Source organism: Telluribacter humicola (genome assembly GCF_017355935.1).
In the GTDB taxonomy this organism is placed as follows: domain Bacteria; phylum Bacteroidota; class Bacteroidia; order Cytophagales; family Spirosomataceae; genus Telluribacter; species Telluribacter humicola.
This window is the reverse complement of record NZ_JAFIQT010000001.1, coordinates 2,071,190-2,091,340: the sequence shown is the minus strand read 5'-3', so window position 1 is coordinate 2,091,340 and position 20,151 is coordinate 2,071,190. Positions and strand designations below refer to the sequence as shown.

Genomic DNA, 20,151 nt, shown 5'->3' with positions numbered 1-20,151 from the left:
AATAATCACAAAAATAATATCATGAGAAAACTCCATCTCCTTCTTTTATTCATACTCTTTACTGCCACCTCCCAGGCTCAGACCAGTGCGCCCGGACGATGGGACGCCAACAAAGCCGCTGCCTGGTATAAGAAGCAACCCTGGTTATTTGGGTCTAACTACAATCCGGCCAATGCGATTAATCAACTGGAAATGTTCCAGGCAGATAGCTTTGATCCCACTACGATTGACAAGGAACTGGCCTGGGCCGAGTCAATGGGTGTCAATACAGCCCGGGTGTACCTCCATGACCTGCTATGGCAGGATCCGGCTGGTTTTACCAAACGTCTTGATCAGTTTCTGAGTATCTGCGCCAAGCACAAGATCCGTCCCATGCTGGTCTTATTTGACTCCTGCTGGGACCCTCATCCTGCCCTGGGAAAGCAGCGCGGTCCGCAGCCTGGTATCCATAATTCGGGCTGGATGCAGAGTCCGGGTGCAGACGCCCTTACGGATGTATCGCAGTACCCACGCCTGGAAGCTTACGTGAAAGGTGTTGTGGGAGCCTTCAAAAATGATCCCAGAATATTGATGTGGGATGTTTGGAATGAGCCTGATAATACCAACGGCAACAGCTACGGAAAGAACCACCTCAACCAGGAGCCTGCCAACAAGGTAGCGATTGTGACGAAACTACTGCCAGATGTATTTAAGTGGGCACGCTCCGTCAATCCTACTCAGCCCCTGTCATCAGGCGTGTGGATATTCAGCAAGGACCGTGACATGAGCAAGCCCGAGAACTGGAGCCCCATGGAGAAGGTACAGTTTGTCAACTCCGACATCATTACCTTCCACCACTACTCCGATGTAGAGTCGTTTGAGCGGGTTATTAAGGAGCTTAAAGCGCAGGGACGTCCGCTGATCTGTACGGAGTTTATGGCGCGTGGAGCCAACAGCAAGTTTCAGACGCACCTCCCGGTCGCCAAAAAGTACGACGTGGGCATGATCAACTGGGGCTTTGTAGCTGGCAAAACCCAAACCTACCTCCCCTGGGATAGCTGGCAGAAGCCTTACGTCAACGGACATGAGCCAGCGGTGTGGTTCCACGAAATCCTCAAAGAGGATGGTACTCCTATAGACGAGGAAGAAGTTGCCGCTATCAAAGCCGCTACCGGAAAGGCAAAGAAAGCAGCAGCAGTCAACTAAGTACGTACTTATCATAGAAAGGAGCGGCTCACCATCTGGTGAGCCGCTCCTTTTTATAGTCTTATTGAGAATCTGTTACCGGCTGATCCAGCTGAACTCATACTCCAGCTCAGGTACCCGGGTACGATCCGCTACGCGGCGCAGACGGGCAGGCAGAGCCATCAGGTAATCACGAGCCCGCTCGGCGGTTGCGTTTAGGTCTTTTACCTTATCGATCTCCCAGTCTTTCAGCAGCGAATCAAAGATATCAATGTAGTCATTAGTAGTATACACTCCCAAACGCTGAGCGGCATCGGAGAAGTGTGAGAAGGTCTGTCCGATCTTTACTCCTGACTCGCGCAGGAAGTGGGCCGGCATTACGATCTTCTTCTTCATCATATCTTCCAGCGCCAGCATCATCTCCGAGGGGTCTACCTCAAATATCCGGCTTACAAACGCTTTATAGGCTTTGGCATGGCGCATTTCATCCGAGGCGATGACACCACATATCTTGGACAGGTGCGGGTTGCCAAACTTCTTGGCCAGCGTAGCCGTACGACGGTGTGACACGTTGGTAGCCAGCTCCTGGAATGAAGTATAAACAAAGTTACGGTATGGGTCACGACCCGTCTGGATGTCGAATCCATCGGATATGAGGTACTGTGTAGATACCTCCATGGCGTGCATATCCACCCGACCAGACAGGTACAGGTACTTGTTGAGCAGGTCACCGTGACGGTTTTCCTCGGCGGTCCAGGCCCGTACCCACTTTACCCAACCGCTTTCGGGGTTGCCGATCTGGTCTACCCCTACTACATCCATCAGCCATGATTCGTAGGTTGGTAGTGCCTCTTCGGTAATGGTATCTCCTATCAAAACAGCCAGATAGTCATACGGAAGATCACGACAACTTTCCTGAAGTAGCTTTACTTCATTGAAGAAATCCTCTCTGGTTGAATCAGGCAAAAAATCCGATGGTTGCCAGTATTCTTCTACAGGCCTGAGGTATTCATCTATGAGCTCATCCAGCCTGGTGCCAATGAACCGCATTACCTCTAAGCGTGAAGCTGATAGTTCCGTCTGCATACAATATCAAATTATGAAAATGGTAATAGTCCTACAAATAACGCTATTTATACTTATAAGTATAGCAATATTTATAGTATTTAGTAATACAACACCTTTTCCAGTATTTTCGCACAAAAAATATTGAAGAATGAAAAAAATACTGGACTACCTACTTGGTAGTATCTATTTACTCTACTTTGGGTTACAACTTTTACTGTTTCATGTATATCAGGTAGTTGCCTATAATATCTTTGGCAAAAAAGTCCATAAAGTATCCGTTGATCATCTCAACTTCATGCTCACATACGGATTGTACCTGACCGGAGCCAGTATCAAATTTGACCGGCGTACTGATCTTCCTACCGACCGTCCTATCATTTTTACGGCCAACCACCAGAGTACGTTTGATATTCCGGCTATCATCTGGTTTCTGCGCAGGTACCGGCCCATTTTTGTTTCTAAAATAGAACTGGCAAAGGGTATACCCAGTATCTCCTACAACCTACGCAAAAGTGGTGCCGCTTTGATCAACCGTAAGGATGGCAAGCAGGCCATCGTGGAAATAGCCCGACTCGGCAAACATATACAAGATAATAATTATTCCGCTGTCATATTCCCGGAAGGTACCCGTACTGCCTCAGGCCAGATGCGGCCCTTCGCCGCTGGTGGACTAGCGGCTCTGCTCAAGAAAGCCCCTAATGCCCTCGTAGTTCCTGTAGCCATACAGGGTACCGGTAAATTTAATCCAACTAAGGGTGTATTTCCCCTTGTTTCTTTTTCAAAACTCTCCTGGACGGTACTGCCCGGTATAGAACCGGCAGGTAAAAAACCCGAAGAGATAGCTCAGCTGGCCCAGGCTGCTATTCAGGAGGTACTGGATGAGGGAAACCAGTAATTAGTCAACACATCTCTGTTACGTCATTGTGCTTTCAAGCGGCTACACCGCTTGCCGCTCTTCCTATGCCTACTAATTTATGATTTTCTTCACCCATTAACATCTATTAACAAAGCTGCATTAAACCTTTCCTGCTCATGGCTCTCTAACCCACAAAACCCATAATATATATTAGCCATGAAAAAAACTCTCATTCTCTCCGCTTTGTTTCTCCTAACTTTTGTCGGTGCCTTTGCCCAACGTTATGAGTACCCCGGCCAGCGCTATCCGGCTGCCGACAATGACCGCCGTGAAAGCTATGCCATCAATGACATGCAACGCGAAGCCCGCCGCCGTATAGCCGTGGGTATCGAGAATCAATCGCTCACTCCGACCGAAGCCATCCGACTTCTGGACGAGTACGATCGAATTCAGCTCCGCGAGCGCCGGTTCCGCTCCAACCGTAATCTGACTAATCGGGAGACACGGGAGCTGACTAATGACCTTGAGAATCTGATCCGTAAGATTCGCTACGAAAACCGCGACGGAGAGCGTGCCGGATACGATCGTCCACGGTCCCCGGGTAATTACGACCAACGTCGCGGCTGGTGATCATAGTTTAGTTGAAGGTTTAGGGTAGTTCAGAAAGCGTACGGCAGTTGCCGTACGCTTTTTTATGTAGTAGGTACTATCAGAGCTTCCGAATCAGCTTATAATGGGTCTTCTTGAATCCTTCCCTTTCGTAGAAGCGGTGCGTATCCTGCCGGAGCTGGTTGGAGGTGACTTCCAGGTGGACAGCTCCTCTGCTCCTGGCGAAGTCGACCAGGGCATCTACCAGCTTCTGGCCTATCCCCTGCGAGCGCAACGCCGGGTCTACGTACATCTCCTGAATCTCCCCGACCAGCGCGGCATGGTGCAACAGGGGCTGCACGTGGCAACTGGCCATACCTACTACCACTCCGTCCCATTCAGCCACGAGGTACGCTATATCCTGATTTGATAGATTGTGCTGAAAGACTTGTGTAAAGGCTGATAGGTCCAGTATTTCATTTTCCAGGTCACATAGCATCTGGTACAGGAGTTCTTCGTCAGAAGCCGTAGCGGTACGAATATGCAGCATGAGAGGGAAGAGGTTAGTACTTCTGTAGTTCGCCTGATTCGTATACAAATACCCCTGCCTCCGGCTTTTGAGCCAGCTCTACCATGGCACGAGCCACCTTGCCCGAATCAATGGCCCGGTACTTTTGCAGGGGGCCAATCATCAGAGGCTTGAAAAGTGCAGCTAGTCCCTCACCTATTTTCTCTCCCAGTCGGGTGTCCTGACGGTCGCCCAGCAGCAACGAGGGCTGGAAAATGCGAAGCGTAGAAAACTGCAGGGATTTCAGCTCTTCCTGTACATCCCCTTTGACCTGATTATAAAAGAACATTGAGTCCGAATCAGCTCCCATAGCTGTTACGATCAGGTACTGCCGGGCACCATTCTGTTTAGCTAATCTAGCTATCTGTAAAGGGTACTCCAGGTCGACTTTGCGGAAGGCCTCCTTCGATCCGGCCTTTTTCATGGTAGTACCCAGGCAGCAGAATACATCATCGCCCTGTACCACCGCCGGATCCGGATTATTGAAATCATACTTTATCTCTTTCAGCTTAGTATTTGAAATCCCCAAAGAATGGCGCACCAGGACCCGCACTTCCGAATAAGCGGGTGAACTTAACAGATACTGTACTATCTGCTTTCCGATAAGGCCGGTGGCCCCAATGACAAGAGCAGTTTTGACGGGATAGTTAGACATTGCAGAGTGATTAGCAGGTTAGGTTTAGTTTTCCAAGTTACTACTTTATTCCTTCAAGAGGTAAATTTCGTGCCTGCCGTAGTGGTTCAGGAACTTTACCAGCAGAAATTAGCTATCATTATCGTTACTATTTTAATTATTTATATAACCGTAACCCATGTTAAAACCCATTCCGTTACTTCTGGCCCTGGCACTACTTACAGCCAATGGTGCCATGGCTCAGAAAAAGAAGAAGAAAGAAGAGGAGAAACCGGCTGCTGCCGCAACAACGCCAGCCAAGCCTGCCTCTAACCCGAAAAGTACTCCTATTAAACCTTACAGCGAAGTAATCACCCCAAAGGCCAAAACCGACGAGGGGCTGTTTAAGGTACACAAGGTAGATGATAGCTACTACTACGAAATACCAGACTCCCTGATGGAGCGGGAAATGCTACTGGTTACACGCGTCGCCAAAACTGCCGACAACATTGGCTACGGGGGCGAAGAGCTGAACACATCCATGGTACGCTGGGAGATTAAGGATAAAAAAGTACTGCTACGGGTGGTATCGTACCGAAACGTAGCCAGTGAGGAGCTACCCATCTACCAGGCGGTCAGGAACTCCAACTTTGAGCCTATTGTAGCAGCTTTTGATATAAAAGCCCTCAGTTCAGAAAGCAACGGGACGGTGATTGAGGTCAATGAGCTATTCACAACTGATGTGAAGCTACTGGGACTGGACCAGCCCCGGCGTACCCGCTATAAAGTATCGGCGCTGGACACTAAGCGTACCTACCTGGATAGCATACGCAGCTACCCGCTCAACATCGAGGCCCGTAACATACTTACCTACAATGCTTCGGAAGCACCATCCATAGCCGAAACGGGTTCTATATCGCTGGAGATGAACCACTCCATGATCCTGCTTCCCAAAAAGCCCATGATGCCCCGACTAAAAGACCAGCGCGTTGGGTACTTTTCGGTACGTCATAATGACTATGGTCTGGATGCTCAGAAGGCCGATAAGCGGGAGTACATCGTCCGCTGGCGGCTGGAACCTAAAGATACCGTAGCCTTTATGCGTGGTGAACTGGTAGAACCGGTAAAACCCATCGTCTACTACATTGACCCTGCTACGCCTGAAAAGTGGCGCCCGTTCATCAAGCAGGGAGTAGAAGACTGGCAGGTAGCGTTCGAAAAGGCCGGCTTCAAGAATGCCATTATATGCAAATATCCACCTACCGCAGCTGAAGATCCGGATTTCAGCCCCGAAGACGTACGCTACTCGGTAGTCAGGTACTTTGCTTCTGATGTACAAAATGCCTACGGCCCTAATGTACACGACCCCCGCTCCGGCGAAATCCTGGAGAGCGACATTGGCTGGTACCACAACGTCATGAACCTGCTCCGCAACTGGTACTTTATCCAGACGGCCGCCATCAATCCAGATGCCCGCACGCCCCGATTCAAGGATGAGGTAATGGGTAAGCTGATCCGGTTTGTAGCCGCTCACGAGGTAGGTCATACCCTGGGTCTCCCCCACAACATGGGCGCTAGTGCCTCCTACCCCGTTGACTCGCTGCGCTCTGCTTCATTTACCAGCCGGATGAACGTGTCGCCTTCGATCATGGACTACGCCCGCTTCAACTACGTAGCACAGCCCGAAGACCAGGGTGTCAACTTCATGCCCAATATCGGGCTTTATGACAAGTACTCTATCGAGTGGGGCTACCGCCCCATACCCGGTGCCCGTACCCCCGAGGCTGAGAAAAAGATCCTGGACGCTATGATCCGGGAACATGCCGGTGACCCTATGTACCGCTACGGCCGTCAGACCATGAACCCGGTTGATCCCCGCTCCCAGACGGAAGATATCGGTGACGACGCCATGAAAGCCAGTGAGTACGGTATTAAGAACCTGAAGCGTATCCTGCCCAATCTGATCGAATGGACCCGTGAGGAAGGAGCCCCTTACGAAAACCTGGAAGAAATGTACGGACAGGTACTGACCCAGTGGAACCGCTACCTTGGCCACGTGACCAGCAACATCGGGGGAATCTACGAAACCTACAAGACCTACGACGAAGAAGGGGCCGTATACGAGCCGGTACCGCTGGAAAAGCAGAAACGCGCCCTTGCCTTTATAATCAACCAGGCTTTTGTGACACCAACCTGGATGATCGATGACAATATCCTGCGTCGCTTTGAGGGCGTAGGTGTAGTAGAGCGTGTACGCAGTGCACAGGAGCGGGCACTCAACTCGGTACTTGAGCCCGGACGTATGGCCCGCCTCATCGAAAACCAGACCCTCAACGGCAACAAAGCCTACGGTCTGTTAGGTATGATGGGAGACCTGCGAGGAGGAATCTGGACGGAGCTGAAGACCAACAAGGTACCTGATACCTATCGCCGTAACCTGCAGCGCGCCTACCTCGATCGTATGGAGCACCTCATGACGCACGAGCCAGCCTCGGTATCGGTCAGTGCGCGTAGCTTTATCAACTATACGCCGGTCAAAGTAAGCCAGTCGGATATCCGGGCGGTAGTGCGGGGTGAGCTGCAGCAGCTGCAGTCAGATATCAGAAAGTCCATGCCTCTCGCCAAAGATACCATGACCAAGTACCACCTCAACGACAGCCTCGTCAGGATTGAGAAGATCCTGGATCCAAAGAAGTAGCCGTTATAATTCTCTTTAAAAAAGCTCTGACAGGAATGTACTGTCAGAGCTTTTTTTTCTCATACTACAGTCAGGCATACCAATGCCTTAATGGATCGCTTCAAATTATATAGAATGGTACGATGCTTTTAAACCTCTAGTGATCGTTGTAGTCCAAAGTAAAAAGAAACAATAAAACAGACGTCATGAAAAAAATAGCCATGTTGATGATGGTCCTGGGGCTGATGGTAAGTAGCTGTACGACCTCCTCTCCCACCGTAGCCACCAATCAGGACGACCGGACCCAAACCGAAGAGCAGCTTAATAACCGAAGGCTGGAACGTAATCTGGAACGATACGTCGAAGAACTGGACCTCAGCAAGCGTCAGGTCAGACGACTGAAGCAGATTGAGCGTAAGTACGACCGCAAGGAAAGACGAATGGCCACTAAAAGCGGCAACAAACGCAGAGCCAGGCGAGAATTGCAGGAAGAGAAAAACAGCGAACTTCTTAGTGTACTAAACGCCGAACAGCAGGAGAAACTCAAAGACCTTTCAAATACACGTCGCCCCCTGTTCAAAAGGAGAGGCTAATTAGCTGAATAATTATAATACAAAAGCGAAAAGCGCAGGTGGGGTCTGCGCTTTTCGCTTTTGTATGTCACATATTATTACTGACGGGTTCCGTCCTGCAGGATAGTACTGCTGAGTCGGAACAGCTCTATTTCGGCGAGCTTCGCGTTAAATTTGGCTTCGATCAGGCGCGTTTCGGCGGCTACTGTATTCCGTTGTACTTCCCGGAACTCGTAAGCGGTAGCATTACCTACCCGGTACCGCTCAAAAGCGATGTCTACGTTCTGACGGGCTATGCGGAAGTTCTGCTCTTCCAGCGCCACCAGTTGCAGGCTATTCTGATAGTTATTGTAGGTACGCTGCAAAGCTCCTACCAACTCAGTACGCAGGTTAGCCTCCTGATCCTCGTTGATAAGTACGTTGATCTTGGCATTCTGAATGCGGCGACGCTGGTTAAATCCATCAAAGATATTGACGGACACCCTTGCTCCGTAACTCCATATATCGTTACGAGCACTTCGTACCCCAAAACCTGCCTGGTTGTTGGTAGTATTATATCCGTAACCTCCCACCAGATCTACCTGCGGGTACATCTGTGCGGTGAGTGCCTTAATATCGAGCTGAGCCAAACGGCGCTGCTGAGCCGCGAACACCAGGTTAGGGTTTTGGTTCAGCATAGACTGCCGTAGCTGGTCAATAGATATGTTAGTCTGTAGGTAGATCGAATCTGCTACCGAGAAATCATTCAGGGGATCACGGGCCAGCAGTGTGTTCAGGTTAATCTTTGCATTATTGTACACCTGCACCTGAGCTATGTAGGCAGCCGTGTCACCGTTATAATCTACCTGAGCATTGATGTAGTCTACGCGTGAGCCTGCACCTACGTCATAGTTAGCCTTGGCCAGTTCCAGTCGGTCTACTGATATACCCAGAGCATTTTGCAGGGCACGTACCCGCTGACTTTCCCGAACGATCTGATAGTAAGCAGAGCTCACATCAGCTACCGTATTCTCTATAGTAATCTTGGCATTGGTCCGTCCGGCCTCTTCGAGCTGCTGCAGGCGCTCTTGCGCTACGAACATTCCCATTCCATCGAAGATGGTCCACACCAGGGAGGGACCGATGGCGGAGTTATTATTGTTAACACCCCGGCGATTCAGAGGGGGTTGCAGTTCATTAAAAAACTCCTGACGAAGGTGGCTGGATGAGTAGTTTTTTTGAGCTACGGCTGTAACAGTGGGCAGAAATCCGGCATTACCCAATGTATTATCATTCTCCGCTATATCAACCCTTCGTTCAGCAATCTTTATGGAGTAATTATTTTCAAGAGCAATCGCGATGGCCTTTTCAAGAGTAAGTCGTTCCTGAGCCATTACCTGTGTTGCAACTACCAGCATAGTACAAGCCACAGTCGCAATCCGTTTGTAAATCATAATTGGTGATAAATTAATTGAATGGGGGTATTTGTATTTGTACCGGGAAGCTCACTACTTTTAGTCCTTTTAATGTTGATTGGACATATTCTATAAATAACTTCAAAGCTACAACCTACTTGTGTGTATGTACAATATTTTTCGCCCTCTTCTAATAATTTTTCTGGCGTGTTGTATCGGATGTAAGAATCGTACAAATGTTGATTTGATTGTTCATAATGCGGTAGTCTATACAGCCGATTCTGCCTTTACCATTCATGAGGCTTTTGCGGTTAAAGATGGCGAATTTGTAGCGATAGGCACTACCTCCGACATACTAGACCGCTACGAATCTGACTCTACACTGGATGCCGGCGGGAAGGCTGTATATCCCGGTTTTTTTGACCCGCACAGCCACTTTGTTGGCTTAGGTCAAATGCTGGATATGGCTGACCTGGTAGGTACCTCTTCGTATCAGGAGATTATTTCTAAGTTAAGAGCCTTCCGTCAGCAGCACCCCGAGCAACCCTGGCTGATCGGGCGCGGCTGGGACCAGAACGACTGGGACAACAAGCAGTTCCCGGATAAAGCCCTGCTGGATGAAGCATTCCCCGATGTACCGGTATTTCTGACCCGTATCGACGGCCACGCGGCCCTCGTCAACTCCAAAGCACTTCGACTGGCCCGCGTTACTTCCGGTAGTAAGGTAGAAGGGGGCCTGGTGGAACTGAAAGGGGGCGAACCTACCGGCATACTGGTTGATAATGCCATGAGGCTGGTACGGATGGTGATACCCCGCCCCTCCGATGAAGAGAAACGGGCTCAACTTCAGAATGCTGAAAAAGCTTGCTTCGCAGTGGGTCTGACCTCCGTATCCGACGCGGGTATTGACCGGCCTGATATTGAGATGATCGATCAGATGCATAAGAATGGCTCCCTCCGGATCCGGGACTACGCCATGATCAGCGTCAGCCCCACTAACCTGGACTACTACCTGCCCAGGGGCCCTTACCAGTCGGACCGGCTGACGGTTCGCTCCTTTAAGATATACGCCGACGGAGCCCTGGGCTCACGGGGTGCCTGTCTGCTGAAGCCCTATGCCGATGCTCCAACCTCGGGCTTCCTGCTCACCTCTCCTAAAGAACTGGAAGATTTTATTTCCCGTATAGCCACAAGCAATTTTCAGGCTAATACCCACTGCATCGGCGATTCGGCCAACCGGCTGACCCTGAACCTCTACGGTAAGTACCTTGAAGGCGCCAACGACCGTCGCTGGCGCATCGAGCACGCTCAGGTGGTAGATACCAGTGATGTACTCAAATTTTCGGTATATAATGTCATTCCTTCGGTACAGCCTACCCACGCTACTTCCGATATGTACTGGGCTGATGAGCGGCTGGGCGACGAGCGGGTCAAAACTGCCTACGCCTTCAAAGACCTGATGAAACAAAATGGCCTGATCGCACTCGGAAGTGATTTTCCGGTCGAAGATATCAATCCGTTGTACGGCTTTCACTCGGCAGTAGCCCGGGTGGATGCCAAAGGTGTTCCGCCGGGAGGATTTCAGAAAGAGAATGCGCTGACCCGTGAAGAAGCCCTACGTGGTATGACTATATGGGCGGCTTACGCCAATTTTGAAGAGAAGAAACGTGGTAGTATACAGCCTGGAAAAGCAGCTGATTTTGTAATCCTGGAAAAGGACATTATGAAAGTACCCGAACCGGAACTGCGCGATACTAAAGTACTACGTACGGTACTAGGAGGAGAAACGGTATATAGACGCTCCAACTAACCTAAAACAGGCTGCCTCACCACGAGTTGTGAAGCAGCCTGTTTTTATATTTTTTATTAAGATGGCGGATTAACGCCCGCCGGATTGGCCTCGGTGTATTTAGTGATAGCCTCTTTGATACGCTGGTTCCGGTTGGCCGGGCTGGGGTGCGTACTCAGGAATTCCATTTGCCGCTGACCTCCGGCAGCCTTTTCCAGTACCCGCATCACATCCAGCAGCGCATTAGGGTCATAGCCAGTCTGGATCATGTACTTTACACCAAAGTCATCCGACTCCAGTTCATCCTCCCGGCCGTACTTCAGACCTACGATATTCGCGACATACTGCGCTATGTAAGCGCTGGTAGCCGGTGAAGATGGATCAGCCAGCGCTACGGTAGCCGCTCCGGCCAGTCCCTGCATAAGCTCCTGCTTGGCCATCTGCTCGGCCGAATGCCGCCCAATAATATGCCCAATCTCATGCCCTAGTACCCCTGCCAGTTGATCTTCGGTTTTTAGTCGTTTTAGAAGTCCCATGGTGATAAAGATCTGACCTCCGGGTAACGCGAAAGCGTTCACCGTATTGGGGTCGGCCAGTACATGAAAATTAAAAGTATAAGGTGAGCGGCTGGCATCCGATTGCTGTACCAGCCTTTGCCCAATCCTCTTAACGGTTTGCTGAACTTGTTCATCAGGGTGCAGCCCTCCAAACTGCGATGCCATCTCGGGAGCACTTTTTACTCCAAGTGTAACCTCCTCCTCTGCCGTCAGGCTTACCCTTTGCTTTTCCCCCGTTACCGGATTTACCTCCGTTTTTGTAAAATATCCCCATAGGGCTACCAGCACCATGATGAGTCCTATAAGTAGTCGTCCTAGTGTGCGCATGTGCTTATGATTTTGATATGCTTATTCCTGTATCAAACCCATTGCCGGTTTATGAACAGAGAGTCAAAAGCTATGCCACCACAGGGTCCATACTACAAAAAGAGGCCTGTACATAGTCATGTACAGGCCTCTTTTTACGCGGTGCTATATTTACTGAACCGAAAGCGGCTCCAGACGTCCCTTGCTTTCCTGCCAGGCTTTTATAACCTGTGATAGTTGCTTGTATTCAATCAGAAATCCATCATGCCCGTAGAGGGAGTCGATCTCCTGATAAACGGCATCTGGAATATGCCGGGCCTGGAACTGCTGCTCGGCCACCGGAAACAGAATATCAGATTTGATACCCAGTACTAGTGTACGGGCTTTGACCATACCCAACGCGTGTACAATACCGCCCCGGTTGCGCCCCACGTTGTGTGAATCCATCACCTTGGTGAGGGTCCAGTACGCAAAGGCATTAAACCGCCTCATGAACTTGTCCCCCTGGTACCGCTGGTACGACGAAGCCCGGAAATCGTCGGTCTGGTCGGGGTTATCACGGGCCTGGGTGAAGTTGTAGGTGTCGTAGTTGCGGTACGAAAGCAGGGCTATGGAACGAGCCACTTTCATACCGTGAGTACCCGCCTCTGGATTACGATCCTTCCAGCTGGGATCGCTTTCAATTGCCATCCGCTGCGATTCGTTGAAAGCCACTCCCCATGGCGAATGTACCGCATTGGAAGCGATCAGGATTAGTTCATCAAAAACATCAGGAGCCTGAATAGCCCACTCAAGAGCCTGCTGCCCGCCCAGTGATCCTCCTATGCACACGCTGATTCTGCGGATTTCCAGCTCCTGTCTCAGCAGATCCATTGTTCCCACAATATCACGGACGGTGATAACCGGAAACTCGTGGTAGTAGGGCTCGAACGTATCCGGATTGGTGGACAGGGCACTGGTAGAACCATACGTTGAGCCCAGTACATTGGCACATACGATGAAGTGACGGGCAGGATCGAAGTACTTTCCTTCTCCAATCAGTCCATCCCACCACTCGGCCGCATTGGCGCTACCGGTAAGGGCATGACATACCCACACTACATTACTGTCGTCCTCATTGCGGGTTCCGTAAGTAGTATAGGCCAGTTCAAAGCCATGAAGTTCGCGTCCCAGTTCCAGGGAATACGTATAGGGGTATTTGAATACCTTCTTTTCGGGTTGAATACGTGCCAAAGCACCAAAAGTTTAAATTTTTATAGTCGGCCGCCTACCATCAGCAGCCGACTACTACTAATACGGTATACTCTATTTACTACTAAGCTTCGGTCAATTGGTGGATCTGAGTAAATGCCTGCTCAAAATCCGCCTTGATATCATCAATGTGCTCAATACCTGCCGATATACGCAACTGGCCGGGAGCAACGCCCGCCGCAAACTGCTCTACCTCCGATAACTGTGAGTGGGTAGTACTGGCCGGATGGATGATAAGGGTTTTGGAATCTCCTACGTTGGCCAGGTGACTGAGCAGTTTCAGTGAGTTCACTAACCGATCAGCGGCTTCCTTACCAGCTTTCAGTTTAAAGGAGAGCACCGCTCCGGCACCACGGGTCAGGTACTTCTGGGCCAATTGGTTGTACTTGTTGCTGGCCAGGCCCGGATAGCTTACACTCTCTACTTCGGGATGCCCCTCCAGCCACTGAGCCAGTTTAAGAGCATTTTCGCAAGCCCGCTCTACGCGCAGCGTAAGCGTTTCAAGGCCTTGTATCAACAAGAATGAGTTGAATGGGCTCTGGCAGGGGCCCCAGTCACGAAGGCCTTCCACGCGGGCACGGATGATAAACTGTATGTTTCCAAACGGGCCATTCTTACCAAACACATCATTAAGTACCAGTCCGTGGTAGCTGGGTGAAGGCTCAGTAAACTGCGGATACTTGCCATTGCCCCAGTCGAAGGTACCAGCATCTACGATCACTCCGCCCATGGTAGTACCATGACCACCGATCCACTTGGTAGCTGACTCCACCACGATGTGGGCTCCCCACTTGATCGGCTGGCAGATAGCTCCGCCCGCTCCGAATGTATTATCTACTATAATAGGCAGGTCATATTTCTCGGCCAGTTTGGCAAAAGCTTCAAAGTCAGGGACGCTGTAGCTTGGGTTACCGATCGTCTCCAGGTATATGGCTTTGGTACGATCATCGATCAGCTTTTCGAAGCTGGACAAATCATCCCCATCGGCAAAGCGGGCCTCAACACCAATATTCTTAAAGGAATTCTTAAACTGATTGTAGCTACCGCCGTACAGGAAAGAAGTCGTCACGAAATTGTCACCTACGGTAGTAATGTTATTGATAGCCAAAAACTGAGCCGCATGCCCCGATGATACCGCCAGCGCAGCCACGCCCCCTTCCAATGCTGCGATGCGCTTCTCGAACACATCGTTAGTAGGGTTCATGATACGGGTATAGATATTACCAAACTCCTTCAGGGCAAACAGATTGGCGCCATGCTCGGAATCTTTGAATGCATACGAGGTGGTCTGATAAATGGGTACAGCCCGTGAGTTGGTGGTGGGGTCAATCTCCTGGCCGGCATGTAGCTGTAAGGTTTCGAAACGGTACGATTGGTCTGACATAACTTAAAGGTTTAGTGTAACTGGAGTATGTGATTAAGAGTAAAAGACATAGGAATTGCTAAACAGGCATGAAGAGAAAAGGCATAGCGAAGCCTATCCCCTAGCAGCGCATACAACAGCATACCGCTTTGCTGAAAGAGATAATAAATAGAGAAGTGGGTACAGAGACCACCCCTGATTCAGGATGTACGTTTTCTAGTTTCATGCGCGTTTGAGTTATATTTCCTAATTACTTAGGTGGGAGTTAGCACCTTGTCCCGGTTGCGCTTGGGGTAGGTTGCCAGAGGTTCGCAGAGCCCATTCTCTCGCCTCTTCTTTATAAATCAACCGCCGTATTAAAGTGGAGCAATTGACTTGATGTCGCAATATTAAGTGCCAGTCGTCTGAAATGCAAATTCGATCAGGAGTTTTCTTCTGTTTAGGCTGCTGCCCGTCTGCACCTCATCTTATTAGCCTACCTCCATTTTAAATTATTATCAGAGTTGTTCCCCTCTGATTACGCCCCTGCTATACCACTACTTGTCTGGTACTGATCAGGTTGCGGGTAAGCAGGATGTACCGTAGTAGCATGGTGCCTGTATTTTCCTATTTAAACGTTATCCAATGGTACCTGCACTGAAGGCCGTATTCGTTATATTTGTATACAGCTTATCCTCTGGTACCATGGCACAGTATTACAAATTTGACAAAGAAAAGTCTTCCCGCAAACCAGGCATTACCCCACTCAAAGAGGCGATAGAGCAAATGCTCAGCGCTTATAAGCTCAATACCGGTTTTAATGAAAGCTACCTGTCGGCACACTGGGACAAGATCATGGGCCATACCATTGCCTCCCGTACTACTAAGGTGTACGTCAAAGACCGGACGCTCTTCTTACAGATCGAGTCAGCACCCCTGCGTGATGAACTGGTCAGAGCCAAGAATAAGATTATAGAACTGATCAACCGCGAAATGAAGACTGACCTTATTGAAGAAGTGGTCTTTATATAAAGAACTTACCTACTAAAAGAGGCTGCGAATATCGCAGCCTCTTTTGATACCCCCTATCCATTCGCAGAAGGTCACGAATCTTTATGTATGTTTAGGCGTTGTTTGCGTAAGTAAATTGGTCCTATGGCACGAAAACTCTTCGCTCCTTCCCAAAGTACATTACTTAACGAGGAAGAAAACCGCAAAGACCTTGGATTCGGTCAGCGCATAACCGACCGGCAGAGCCGGCTAATCAACCGGGACGGCAGCTTCAATGTAGAGCGCCGGGGTACATCCTTTCTAAATAGTATCAACTGGTACCATCGGTTGGTAACCATCCCCTGGTGGCAGTTTTTCGGAGCCATCTTCCTGGCGTATCTGCTACTCAATTCCATATTCGCTTTGATATATCTCCTAATTGGCATACAACATCTCAAGGGCATAGAGCTGGATAGTTATCCTGTACATGCCGAATTTTGGGAGGCCTTCTTTTTCAGTGCTCAGACCCTCACTACCGTTGGGTATGGCAGGGTGAGTCCCCTAGGATTTATGGCCAATAGTGTGGCTTCCTTTGAAGCCCTCATGGGCCTGCTCTTATTTGTGATTGCCACGGGCCTGCTTTACGGGCGCTTTTCGAGACCGACACCCCGTATCCGGTTCAGCAAAAACGCGCTTATAGCCCCCTACCTGGATATCAATGGGTTTATGTTCCGGATTATCCACGAACGCGATAACGAGCTTATTGATCTGGAGGCCGAACTATCACTATCACGCCTGGAAGTACTCCCCAGCGGCGAAAGGGTACGTAAGTACTATGGGCTGGAACTGGAACGGAATCATGTTAATTTTTTTCCCCTGACCTGGACCCTAGTACATCCTATTACCAGCAAAAGCCCCCTGAGTGGAGCGACTCCGGAGAGCCTTATGGAGTCTGATACGGAGATACTGCTACTCCTGCGTGCCATCGACGAAACTTTCATGCAGCAGGTACACGTACGCTACTCGTATCGATACGAAGAGATACTATGGGGAGCTAAATTTGATCCGATGTTTAATAGTGCCACATCAAATAAGGTTGTGGTGAATGTGGAGGAAATCGATAACCATCATCCTGCCACCCTGAATACTTAAAATAGCTATGTCCCTAATCAATACCCAATCTAATACTTTATTGGTTATTCCTCCTTTTATTCAGCCCGGTGATACCGTAGGCGTACTGGCTCCGGCCAGTCGTATTAACTATGAGGACGTAAAGCCGGGCCTGGCGGTACTCAGGGAGCAGTGGAATCTTAATGTCATCGAAGGCCAGTCTCTGACTACCTCCCATTACCAGTTCTCAGGTACCGACGAATTACGGCTGCACGACCTGCAGACCATGCTAGATGATCCGAACGTAAAGGCTATTATTGCAGCCCGAGGCGGGTACGGCTGCTCCCGCTTGCTGGACAAACTTGAGTTTACAGCTTTCCGCCAGCACCCCAAATGGATCGTTGGATTCAGTGACCTGACGGCCCTCCTGTCGCACCTGCACGGGATGGGCTACGCGAGTCTGCATGCCCAGATGGCTAAGATCTTTACAAAGGAAGGAGGCGAAGAAGCCCTGGAATCACTTCGCCGGATGCTATTTGGCGAGGAGGTCAGATACTCCATCCCCCCCCATCCTTTTAATCATATCGGAGAAACTACCGCAGAGGTAGTAGGTGGAAACCTGTGCCTGCTGGCCCACCTGATGGGCTCCGGGTCTGAACTGGATACCTCCGGAAAGATACTCTTCATAGAAGACGTAGGGGAATACTTCTATAATCTGGATCGGATGATGATCCAGTTGAAGCGGGGTGGAAAGCTGGATCAACTGGCAGGACTTATAGTAGGTCAGTTTACGGATATGCGCGATAACAGCGATCCTACTTTCGGGAAGGGGGCTTACGAAATCATTCAGGAACACACCCGGGAGTACAACTACCCGATATGCTACGACTTCCCGACCGGACACGTAGCCGATAACCGGGCGCTGGGAGTTGGCTTGCCAGCCCGATTGAGCGTAAAGGAAGACGGCGTTTCCCTCCACTTTCTGCACTTGTCCAGCCAGCAGTCCTAAACCGTACCTACAACTATGGCTGATTTTAAAGATAAGGTAGTCTGGATCACAGGGGCCTCGTCGGGTATTGGTGAAGCCCTGGCGCTGGCGCTGGCCAAGGCTGGAGCCCAACTAGTACTTACCGCGCGCAGAGCCGAGGAACTGGAACGGGTAAAAAGGCTGACGGGCCTGCCGGAGCAGGACGTTATGGTACTGCCTATGGATGTCACGCAGTTTGATGAGGCGGCACCGGCGGCAGCAAAGGTAATTCAGCACTTCCAGCGCATTGACTACATGGTACACAATGCAGGCATCAGCCAGCGATCCTACGTGAAGGATACTTCGCTGGAGGTGTACCGTCGCCTGATGGATGTAGATTTTTTTAGTACCGTAGCCCTTACCAAAGCTGTACTTCCTTATATGCTACAACAGCAGGGGGGGCACTTCGTGGTAATCAGCAGCGTGGCCGGTAAAATAGGCACTCCCATGCGCTCCGGGTATAATGCCGCCAAGCATGCTCTGCACGGCTTTTATGATTCGCTCCGCGCTGAAAGCCACGACAGCCACATTAAGGTTACGCTTGTGTGCCCCGGCTATATCAAAACCAATGTCTCCGTCAATGCCCTGAACGAAACGGGTCAGAAACATGGAAAAATGGACGAAAATCAGGAGAAGGGGCTATCGGCACAGGAATGCGCTGCACGCATCGTGGAGGCGGTCAGACATGAAAAGAAGGAAGTATATATTGGTGGATTTACAGAAGTAGCCGCCGTATATCTGAAGCGGTTCTGGCCCGCACTCCTATATCGGATGGTGCGCAAACAGGCTCCGCAGTAGAGGCACTACGCTTACCTTTACAAATTAAAATGAGTAAGGGAGTACCTGTTAGTACTCCCTTACTCATTTTAATTAATTACTGTACCTTTTTGGAGGCATGCTTTTCCATGTAGTCTACTGCCAGACGGCTCAGTGACCGTACCCCCAGTACCATGCCGCTCTCATCGATATAGAAGTCAGGGGTATGGTGAGGGGCGGATTCGTGTCCACGTCTCCCCTTAGGCATTCCTCCCAGAAAGAAGAAAAAGCCGGGTACTTTCTGCTGAAAGAAAGAAAAGTCCTCTGCTCCGGTCTGAGCGGGTGTAATCACCACATTGTTTTTACCGGCCAGTGCTTCCAGTGAGGGTACCATTTCCTCCGTGAGTTGAGGATTATTATAGGTAACCGGGTACAACGTCTCAATTTTTACATCGGCTACCGCCCCGGCACTTTCGGCTATATTAGTAGCTACATCCTGGATGCGCTTATGTACCTGTTTGTGCATGTCCTCATCCAGCGTCCGGATGGTACCTATCATCTTTACCTCTTCCGGTATTATATTCTGTCTGATTCCCCCGTGTATGGCACCAATCGTTATCACGGCCGGGGCATTAGTAATATCCAGGCTACGACTCACTATCGTCTGCAGGCCCGTGATGATCTGGGCCGAAGTCACAATAGGATCTACACCTGACCAGGGAGCCGCGCCGTGGGTTTGCTTGCCCTTAACATCGATACTTAGCCAGTCGACGGCCGCCATTGTCGCTCCAGAACGGTACCGAATCGTACCTACTTCGGTCTGGGAATTGATGTGCAGGCCAAAAATGGCATCTACCTTCGGATGCTCCAGGACCCCCTCTTTCACCATCAGGTCGGCTCCGCCCTGCTCGCCGGTTGGAGCGCCCTCCTCAGCGGGCTGAAATATAAATTTAACGGTACCTTTCAACTCGTTCTTCATTGATACCAGTACCTCAGCTACCCCCATCAGCATCGCCACATGGGTGTCATGTCCACAGGCATGCATCACCCCCGTCTGCTGCCCATTGTATTCCGTAGTAACGGTCGACTTGAAAGGAACATTGACCCGCTCCGTGACGGGTAGTCCATCCATATCGGCTCGAAGGGCTACCACGGGTCCGAGCCTACCTCCCTTCAATATACCCACTACACCCGTATGAGCCACGCCGGTTTTTACTTCCATGCCGAGCTGACGCAGGTGATTCGCTACCTTTTCAGCGGTCCGGAACTCACGGTTCCCCAGCTCAGGATGCTGATGAATATCTCGACGCCACTCAATCACTTTTGCCTCGAGCGACTTAGCCTTCTGGTCAATCTGTGCATGCAAAGCAGGTTGAGCACTAGCCATCACCGCAGAGGCAGCATACGTTAAAACAGTAAAATAGAAGCTCCTTATCATACTTTTTCCAATCATCACTTGATAATAAATATCTAAAGTAAAATATTTCCTGTTCCCGCCTATATACTTTCTACTTCTGTTCCAA

18 protein-coding genes and 1 riboswitch are annotated in these 20,151 nt (G+C 50.1%); of the genes, 10 read left to right on the top strand and 8 right to left on the bottom strand.

Going from position 1 to position 20,151, the window contains the following annotated elements:
- The first annotated feature begins 21 nt into the window (after window positions 1–21).
- Complete coding sequence (locus JUB14_RS08930) at window positions 22–1,185, top strand: cellulase family glycosylhydrolase (protein WP_207505514.1); 1,164 nt, start codon at window positions 22–24, stop codon at window positions 1,183–1,185.
- 75 nt (window positions 1,186–1,260) lie between these two features.
- On the opposite strand, the gene JUB14_RS08925 is transcribed toward JUB14_RS08930, so the two are convergent.
- Entirely contained in the window at window positions 1,261–2,250 is a 990-nt protein-coding gene (locus tag JUB14_RS08925; protein WP_207505513.1) for an acyl-ACP desaturase, read from the bottom strand.
- 130 nt (window positions 2,251–2,380) lie between these two features.
- Between JUB14_RS08925 and JUB14_RS08920 the strand changes: the two genes are divergently transcribed.
- Both JUB14_RS08920 and JUB14_RS08915 read left to right on the top strand, forming a co-directional pair.
- Window positions 2,381–3,127: a lysophospholipid acyltransferase family protein gene (locus JUB14_RS08920; protein WP_207505512.1), complete on the top strand. Its 747-nt coding sequence runs from the start codon at window positions 2,381–2,383 to the stop codon at window positions 3,125–3,127.
- A gap of 177 nt (window positions 3,128–3,304) precedes the next feature.
- Window positions 3,305–3,718: a hypothetical protein gene (locus tag JUB14_RS08915; RefSeq protein ID WP_207505511.1), complete on the top strand. Its 414-nt coding sequence runs from the start codon at window positions 3,305–3,307 to the stop codon at window positions 3,716–3,718.
- A 79-nt stretch (window positions 3,719–3,797) separates the two neighbouring features.
- Here the strand turns inward: JUB14_RS08915 and JUB14_RS08910 are convergent, their stop codons facing one another.
- Both JUB14_RS08910 and JUB14_RS08905 read right to left on the bottom strand, forming a co-directional pair.
- On the bottom strand, window positions 3,798–4,226 hold the full coding sequence (locus JUB14_RS08910) for a GNAT family N-acetyltransferase (protein ID WP_207505510.1): 429 nt from the start codon (window positions 4,224–4,226) through the stop codon (window positions 3,798–3,800).
- Between the two features lie 13 nt (window positions 4,227–4,239).
- Window positions 4,240–4,899, bottom strand: coding sequence for an oxidoreductase (locus JUB14_RS08905; protein WP_207505509.1), 660 nt, complete (start codon window positions 4,897–4,899; stop codon window positions 4,240–4,242).
- A 157-nt stretch (window positions 4,900–5,056) separates the two neighbouring features.
- Here JUB14_RS08905 and JUB14_RS08900 point away from each other — a divergent pair, with 157 nt between their 5' ends.
- Window positions 5,057–7,555, top strand: coding sequence for a zinc-dependent metalloprotease (locus JUB14_RS08900; RefSeq protein ID WP_207505508.1), 2,499 nt, complete (start codon window positions 5,057–5,059; stop codon window positions 7,553–7,555).
- A 185-nt stretch (window positions 7,556–7,740) separates the two neighbouring features.
- Window positions 7,741–8,127 carry a hypothetical protein gene (locus tag JUB14_RS08895; protein ID WP_207505507.1) on the top strand — a complete coding sequence of 129 codons (387 nt, stop codon included), beginning with the start codon at window positions 7,741–7,743 and terminating at the stop codon, window positions 8,125–8,127.
- A 77-nt stretch (window positions 8,128–8,204) separates the two neighbouring features.
- On the opposite strand, the gene JUB14_RS08890 is transcribed toward JUB14_RS08895, so the two are convergent.
- Window positions 8,205–9,503, bottom strand: a complete 1,299-nt coding sequence (locus JUB14_RS08890; RefSeq protein WP_207505506.1) for a TolC family protein — start codon at window positions 9,501–9,503, stop codon at window positions 8,205–8,207.
- A 163-nt stretch (window positions 9,504–9,666) separates the two neighbouring features.
- Here JUB14_RS08890 and JUB14_RS08885 point away from each other — a divergent pair, with 163 nt between their 5' ends.
- Window positions 9,667–11,310 (top strand): amidohydrolase, encoded by a 1,644-nt coding sequence (locus JUB14_RS08885; RefSeq protein WP_207505505.1) that lies wholly within the window; start codon window positions 9,667–9,669, stop codon window positions 11,308–11,310.
- A 56-nt stretch (window positions 11,311–11,366) separates the two neighbouring features.
- Here JUB14_RS08885 and JUB14_RS08880 read toward each other — a convergent pair whose 3' ends face one another.
- From JUB14_RS08880 to JUB14_RS08870, 3 genes are all read right to left on the bottom strand, one after another.
- Window positions 11,367–12,173, bottom strand: a complete 807-nt coding sequence (locus JUB14_RS08880) for a M48 family metallopeptidase (protein ID WP_207505504.1) — start codon at window positions 12,171–12,173, stop codon at window positions 11,367–11,369.
- A gap of 150 nt (window positions 12,174–12,323) precedes the next feature.
- Window positions 12,324–13,376 carry a homoserine O-acetyltransferase family protein gene (locus JUB14_RS08875; RefSeq protein WP_207505982.1) on the bottom strand — a complete coding sequence of 351 codons (1,053 nt, stop codon included), beginning with the start codon at window positions 13,374–13,376 and terminating at the stop codon, window positions 12,324–12,326.
- 91 nt (window positions 13,377–13,467) lie between these two features.
- Window positions 13,468–14,787: an O-acetylhomoserine aminocarboxypropyltransferase/cysteine synthase family protein gene (locus JUB14_RS08870; protein WP_207505503.1), complete on the bottom strand. Its 1,320-nt coding sequence runs from the start codon at window positions 14,785–14,787 to the stop codon at window positions 13,468–13,470.
- A 213-nt stretch (window positions 14,788–15,000) separates the two neighbouring features.
- Window positions 15,001–15,112, bottom strand: a riboswitch (SAM riboswitch).
- 338 nt (window positions 15,113–15,450) lie between these two features.
- Between JUB14_RS08870 and JUB14_RS08865 the strand changes: the two genes are divergently transcribed.
- From JUB14_RS08865 to JUB14_RS08850, 4 genes are all read left to right on the top strand, one after another.
- On the top strand, window positions 15,451–15,777 hold the full coding sequence (locus JUB14_RS08865; protein ID WP_207505502.1) for a DciA family protein: 327 nt from the start codon (window positions 15,451–15,453) through the stop codon (window positions 15,775–15,777).
- Window positions 15,778–15,900: 123 nt separating this feature from the next.
- Complete coding sequence (locus JUB14_RS08860; protein WP_207505501.1) at window positions 15,901–16,887, top strand: ion channel; 987 nt, start codon at window positions 15,901–15,903, stop codon at window positions 16,885–16,887.
- A gap of 7 nt (window positions 16,888–16,894) precedes the next feature.
- A complete protein-coding gene (locus JUB14_RS08855; RefSeq protein WP_207505500.1) occupies window positions 16,895–17,854 on the top strand; it encodes a S66 peptidase family protein in 960 nt (319 codons plus the stop codon).
- A gap of 15 nt (window positions 17,855–17,869) precedes the next feature.
- Entirely contained in the window at window positions 17,870–18,670 is an 801-nt protein-coding gene (locus JUB14_RS08850; protein WP_207505499.1) for an SDR family oxidoreductase, read from the top strand.
- A gap of 76 nt (window positions 18,671–18,746) precedes the next feature.
- Here JUB14_RS08850 and JUB14_RS08845 read toward each other — a convergent pair whose 3' ends face one another.
- Window positions 18,747–20,015: an amidohydrolase gene (locus JUB14_RS08845; protein ID WP_229367715.1), complete on the bottom strand. Its 1,269-nt coding sequence runs from the start codon at window positions 20,013–20,015 to the stop codon at window positions 18,747–18,749.
- Between the last annotated feature and the right edge of the window lie 136 nt (window positions 20,016–20,151).

Coding starts and splice junctions, on each gene's coding strand:
- JUB14_RS08905 (WP_207505509.1), bottom strand. CDS start 4,899: ATGTCTAACTATCCCGTCAAAACTGCTCTTGTCATTGGGGCCACCGGC.
- JUB14_RS08925 (WP_207505513.1), bottom strand. CDS start 2,250: ATGCAGACGGAACTATCAGCTTCACGCTTAGAGGTAATGCGGTTCATT.
- JUB14_RS08845 (WP_229367715.1), bottom strand. CDS start 20,015: ATGGCTAGTGCTCAACCTGCTTTGCATGCACAGATTGACCAGAAGGCT.
- JUB14_RS08865 (WP_207505502.1), top strand. CDS start 15,451: ATGGCACAGTATTACAAATTTGACAAAGAAAAGTCTTCCCGCAAACCA.
- JUB14_RS08900 (WP_207505508.1), top strand. CDS start 5,057: ATGTTAAAACCCATTCCGTTACTTCTGGCCCTGGCACTACTTACAGCC.
- JUB14_RS08895 (WP_207505507.1), top strand. CDS start 7,741: ATGAAAAAAATAGCCATGTTGATGATGGTCCTGGGGCTGATGGTAAGT.
- JUB14_RS08920 (WP_207505512.1), top strand. CDS start 2,381: ATGAAAAAAATACTGGACTACCTACTTGGTAGTATCTATTTACTCTAC.
- JUB14_RS08860 (WP_207505501.1), top strand. CDS start 15,901: ATGGCACGAAAACTCTTCGCTCCTTCCCAAAGTACATTACTTAACGAG.
- JUB14_RS08880 (WP_207505504.1), bottom strand. CDS start 12,173: ATGCGCACACTAGGACGACTACTTATAGGACTCATCATGGTGCTGGTA.
- JUB14_RS08885 (WP_207505505.1), top strand. CDS start 9,667: ATGTACAATATTTTTCGCCCTCTTCTAATAATTTTTCTGGCGTGTTGT.
- JUB14_RS08855 (WP_207505500.1), top strand. CDS start 16,895: ATGTCCCTAATCAATACCCAATCTAATACTTTATTGGTTATTCCTCCT.
- JUB14_RS08930 (WP_207505514.1), top strand. CDS start 22: ATGAGAAAACTCCATCTCCTTCTTTTATTCATACTCTTTACTGCCACC.
- JUB14_RS08850 (WP_207505499.1), top strand. CDS start 17,870: ATGGCTGATTTTAAAGATAAGGTAGTCTGGATCACAGGGGCCTCGTCG.
- JUB14_RS08890 (WP_207505506.1), bottom strand. CDS start 9,503: ATGCTGGTAGTTGCAACACAGGTAATGGCTCAGGAACGACTTACTCTT.
- JUB14_RS08870 (WP_207505503.1), bottom strand. CDS start 14,787: ATGTCAGACCAATCGTACCGTTTCGAAACCTTACAGCTACATGCCGGC.
- JUB14_RS08915 (WP_207505511.1), top strand. CDS start 3,305: ATGAAAAAAACTCTCATTCTCTCCGCTTTGTTTCTCCTAACTTTTGTC.
- JUB14_RS08910 (WP_207505510.1), bottom strand. CDS start 4,226: ATGCTGCATATTCGTACCGCTACGGCTTCTGACGAAGAACTCCTGTAC.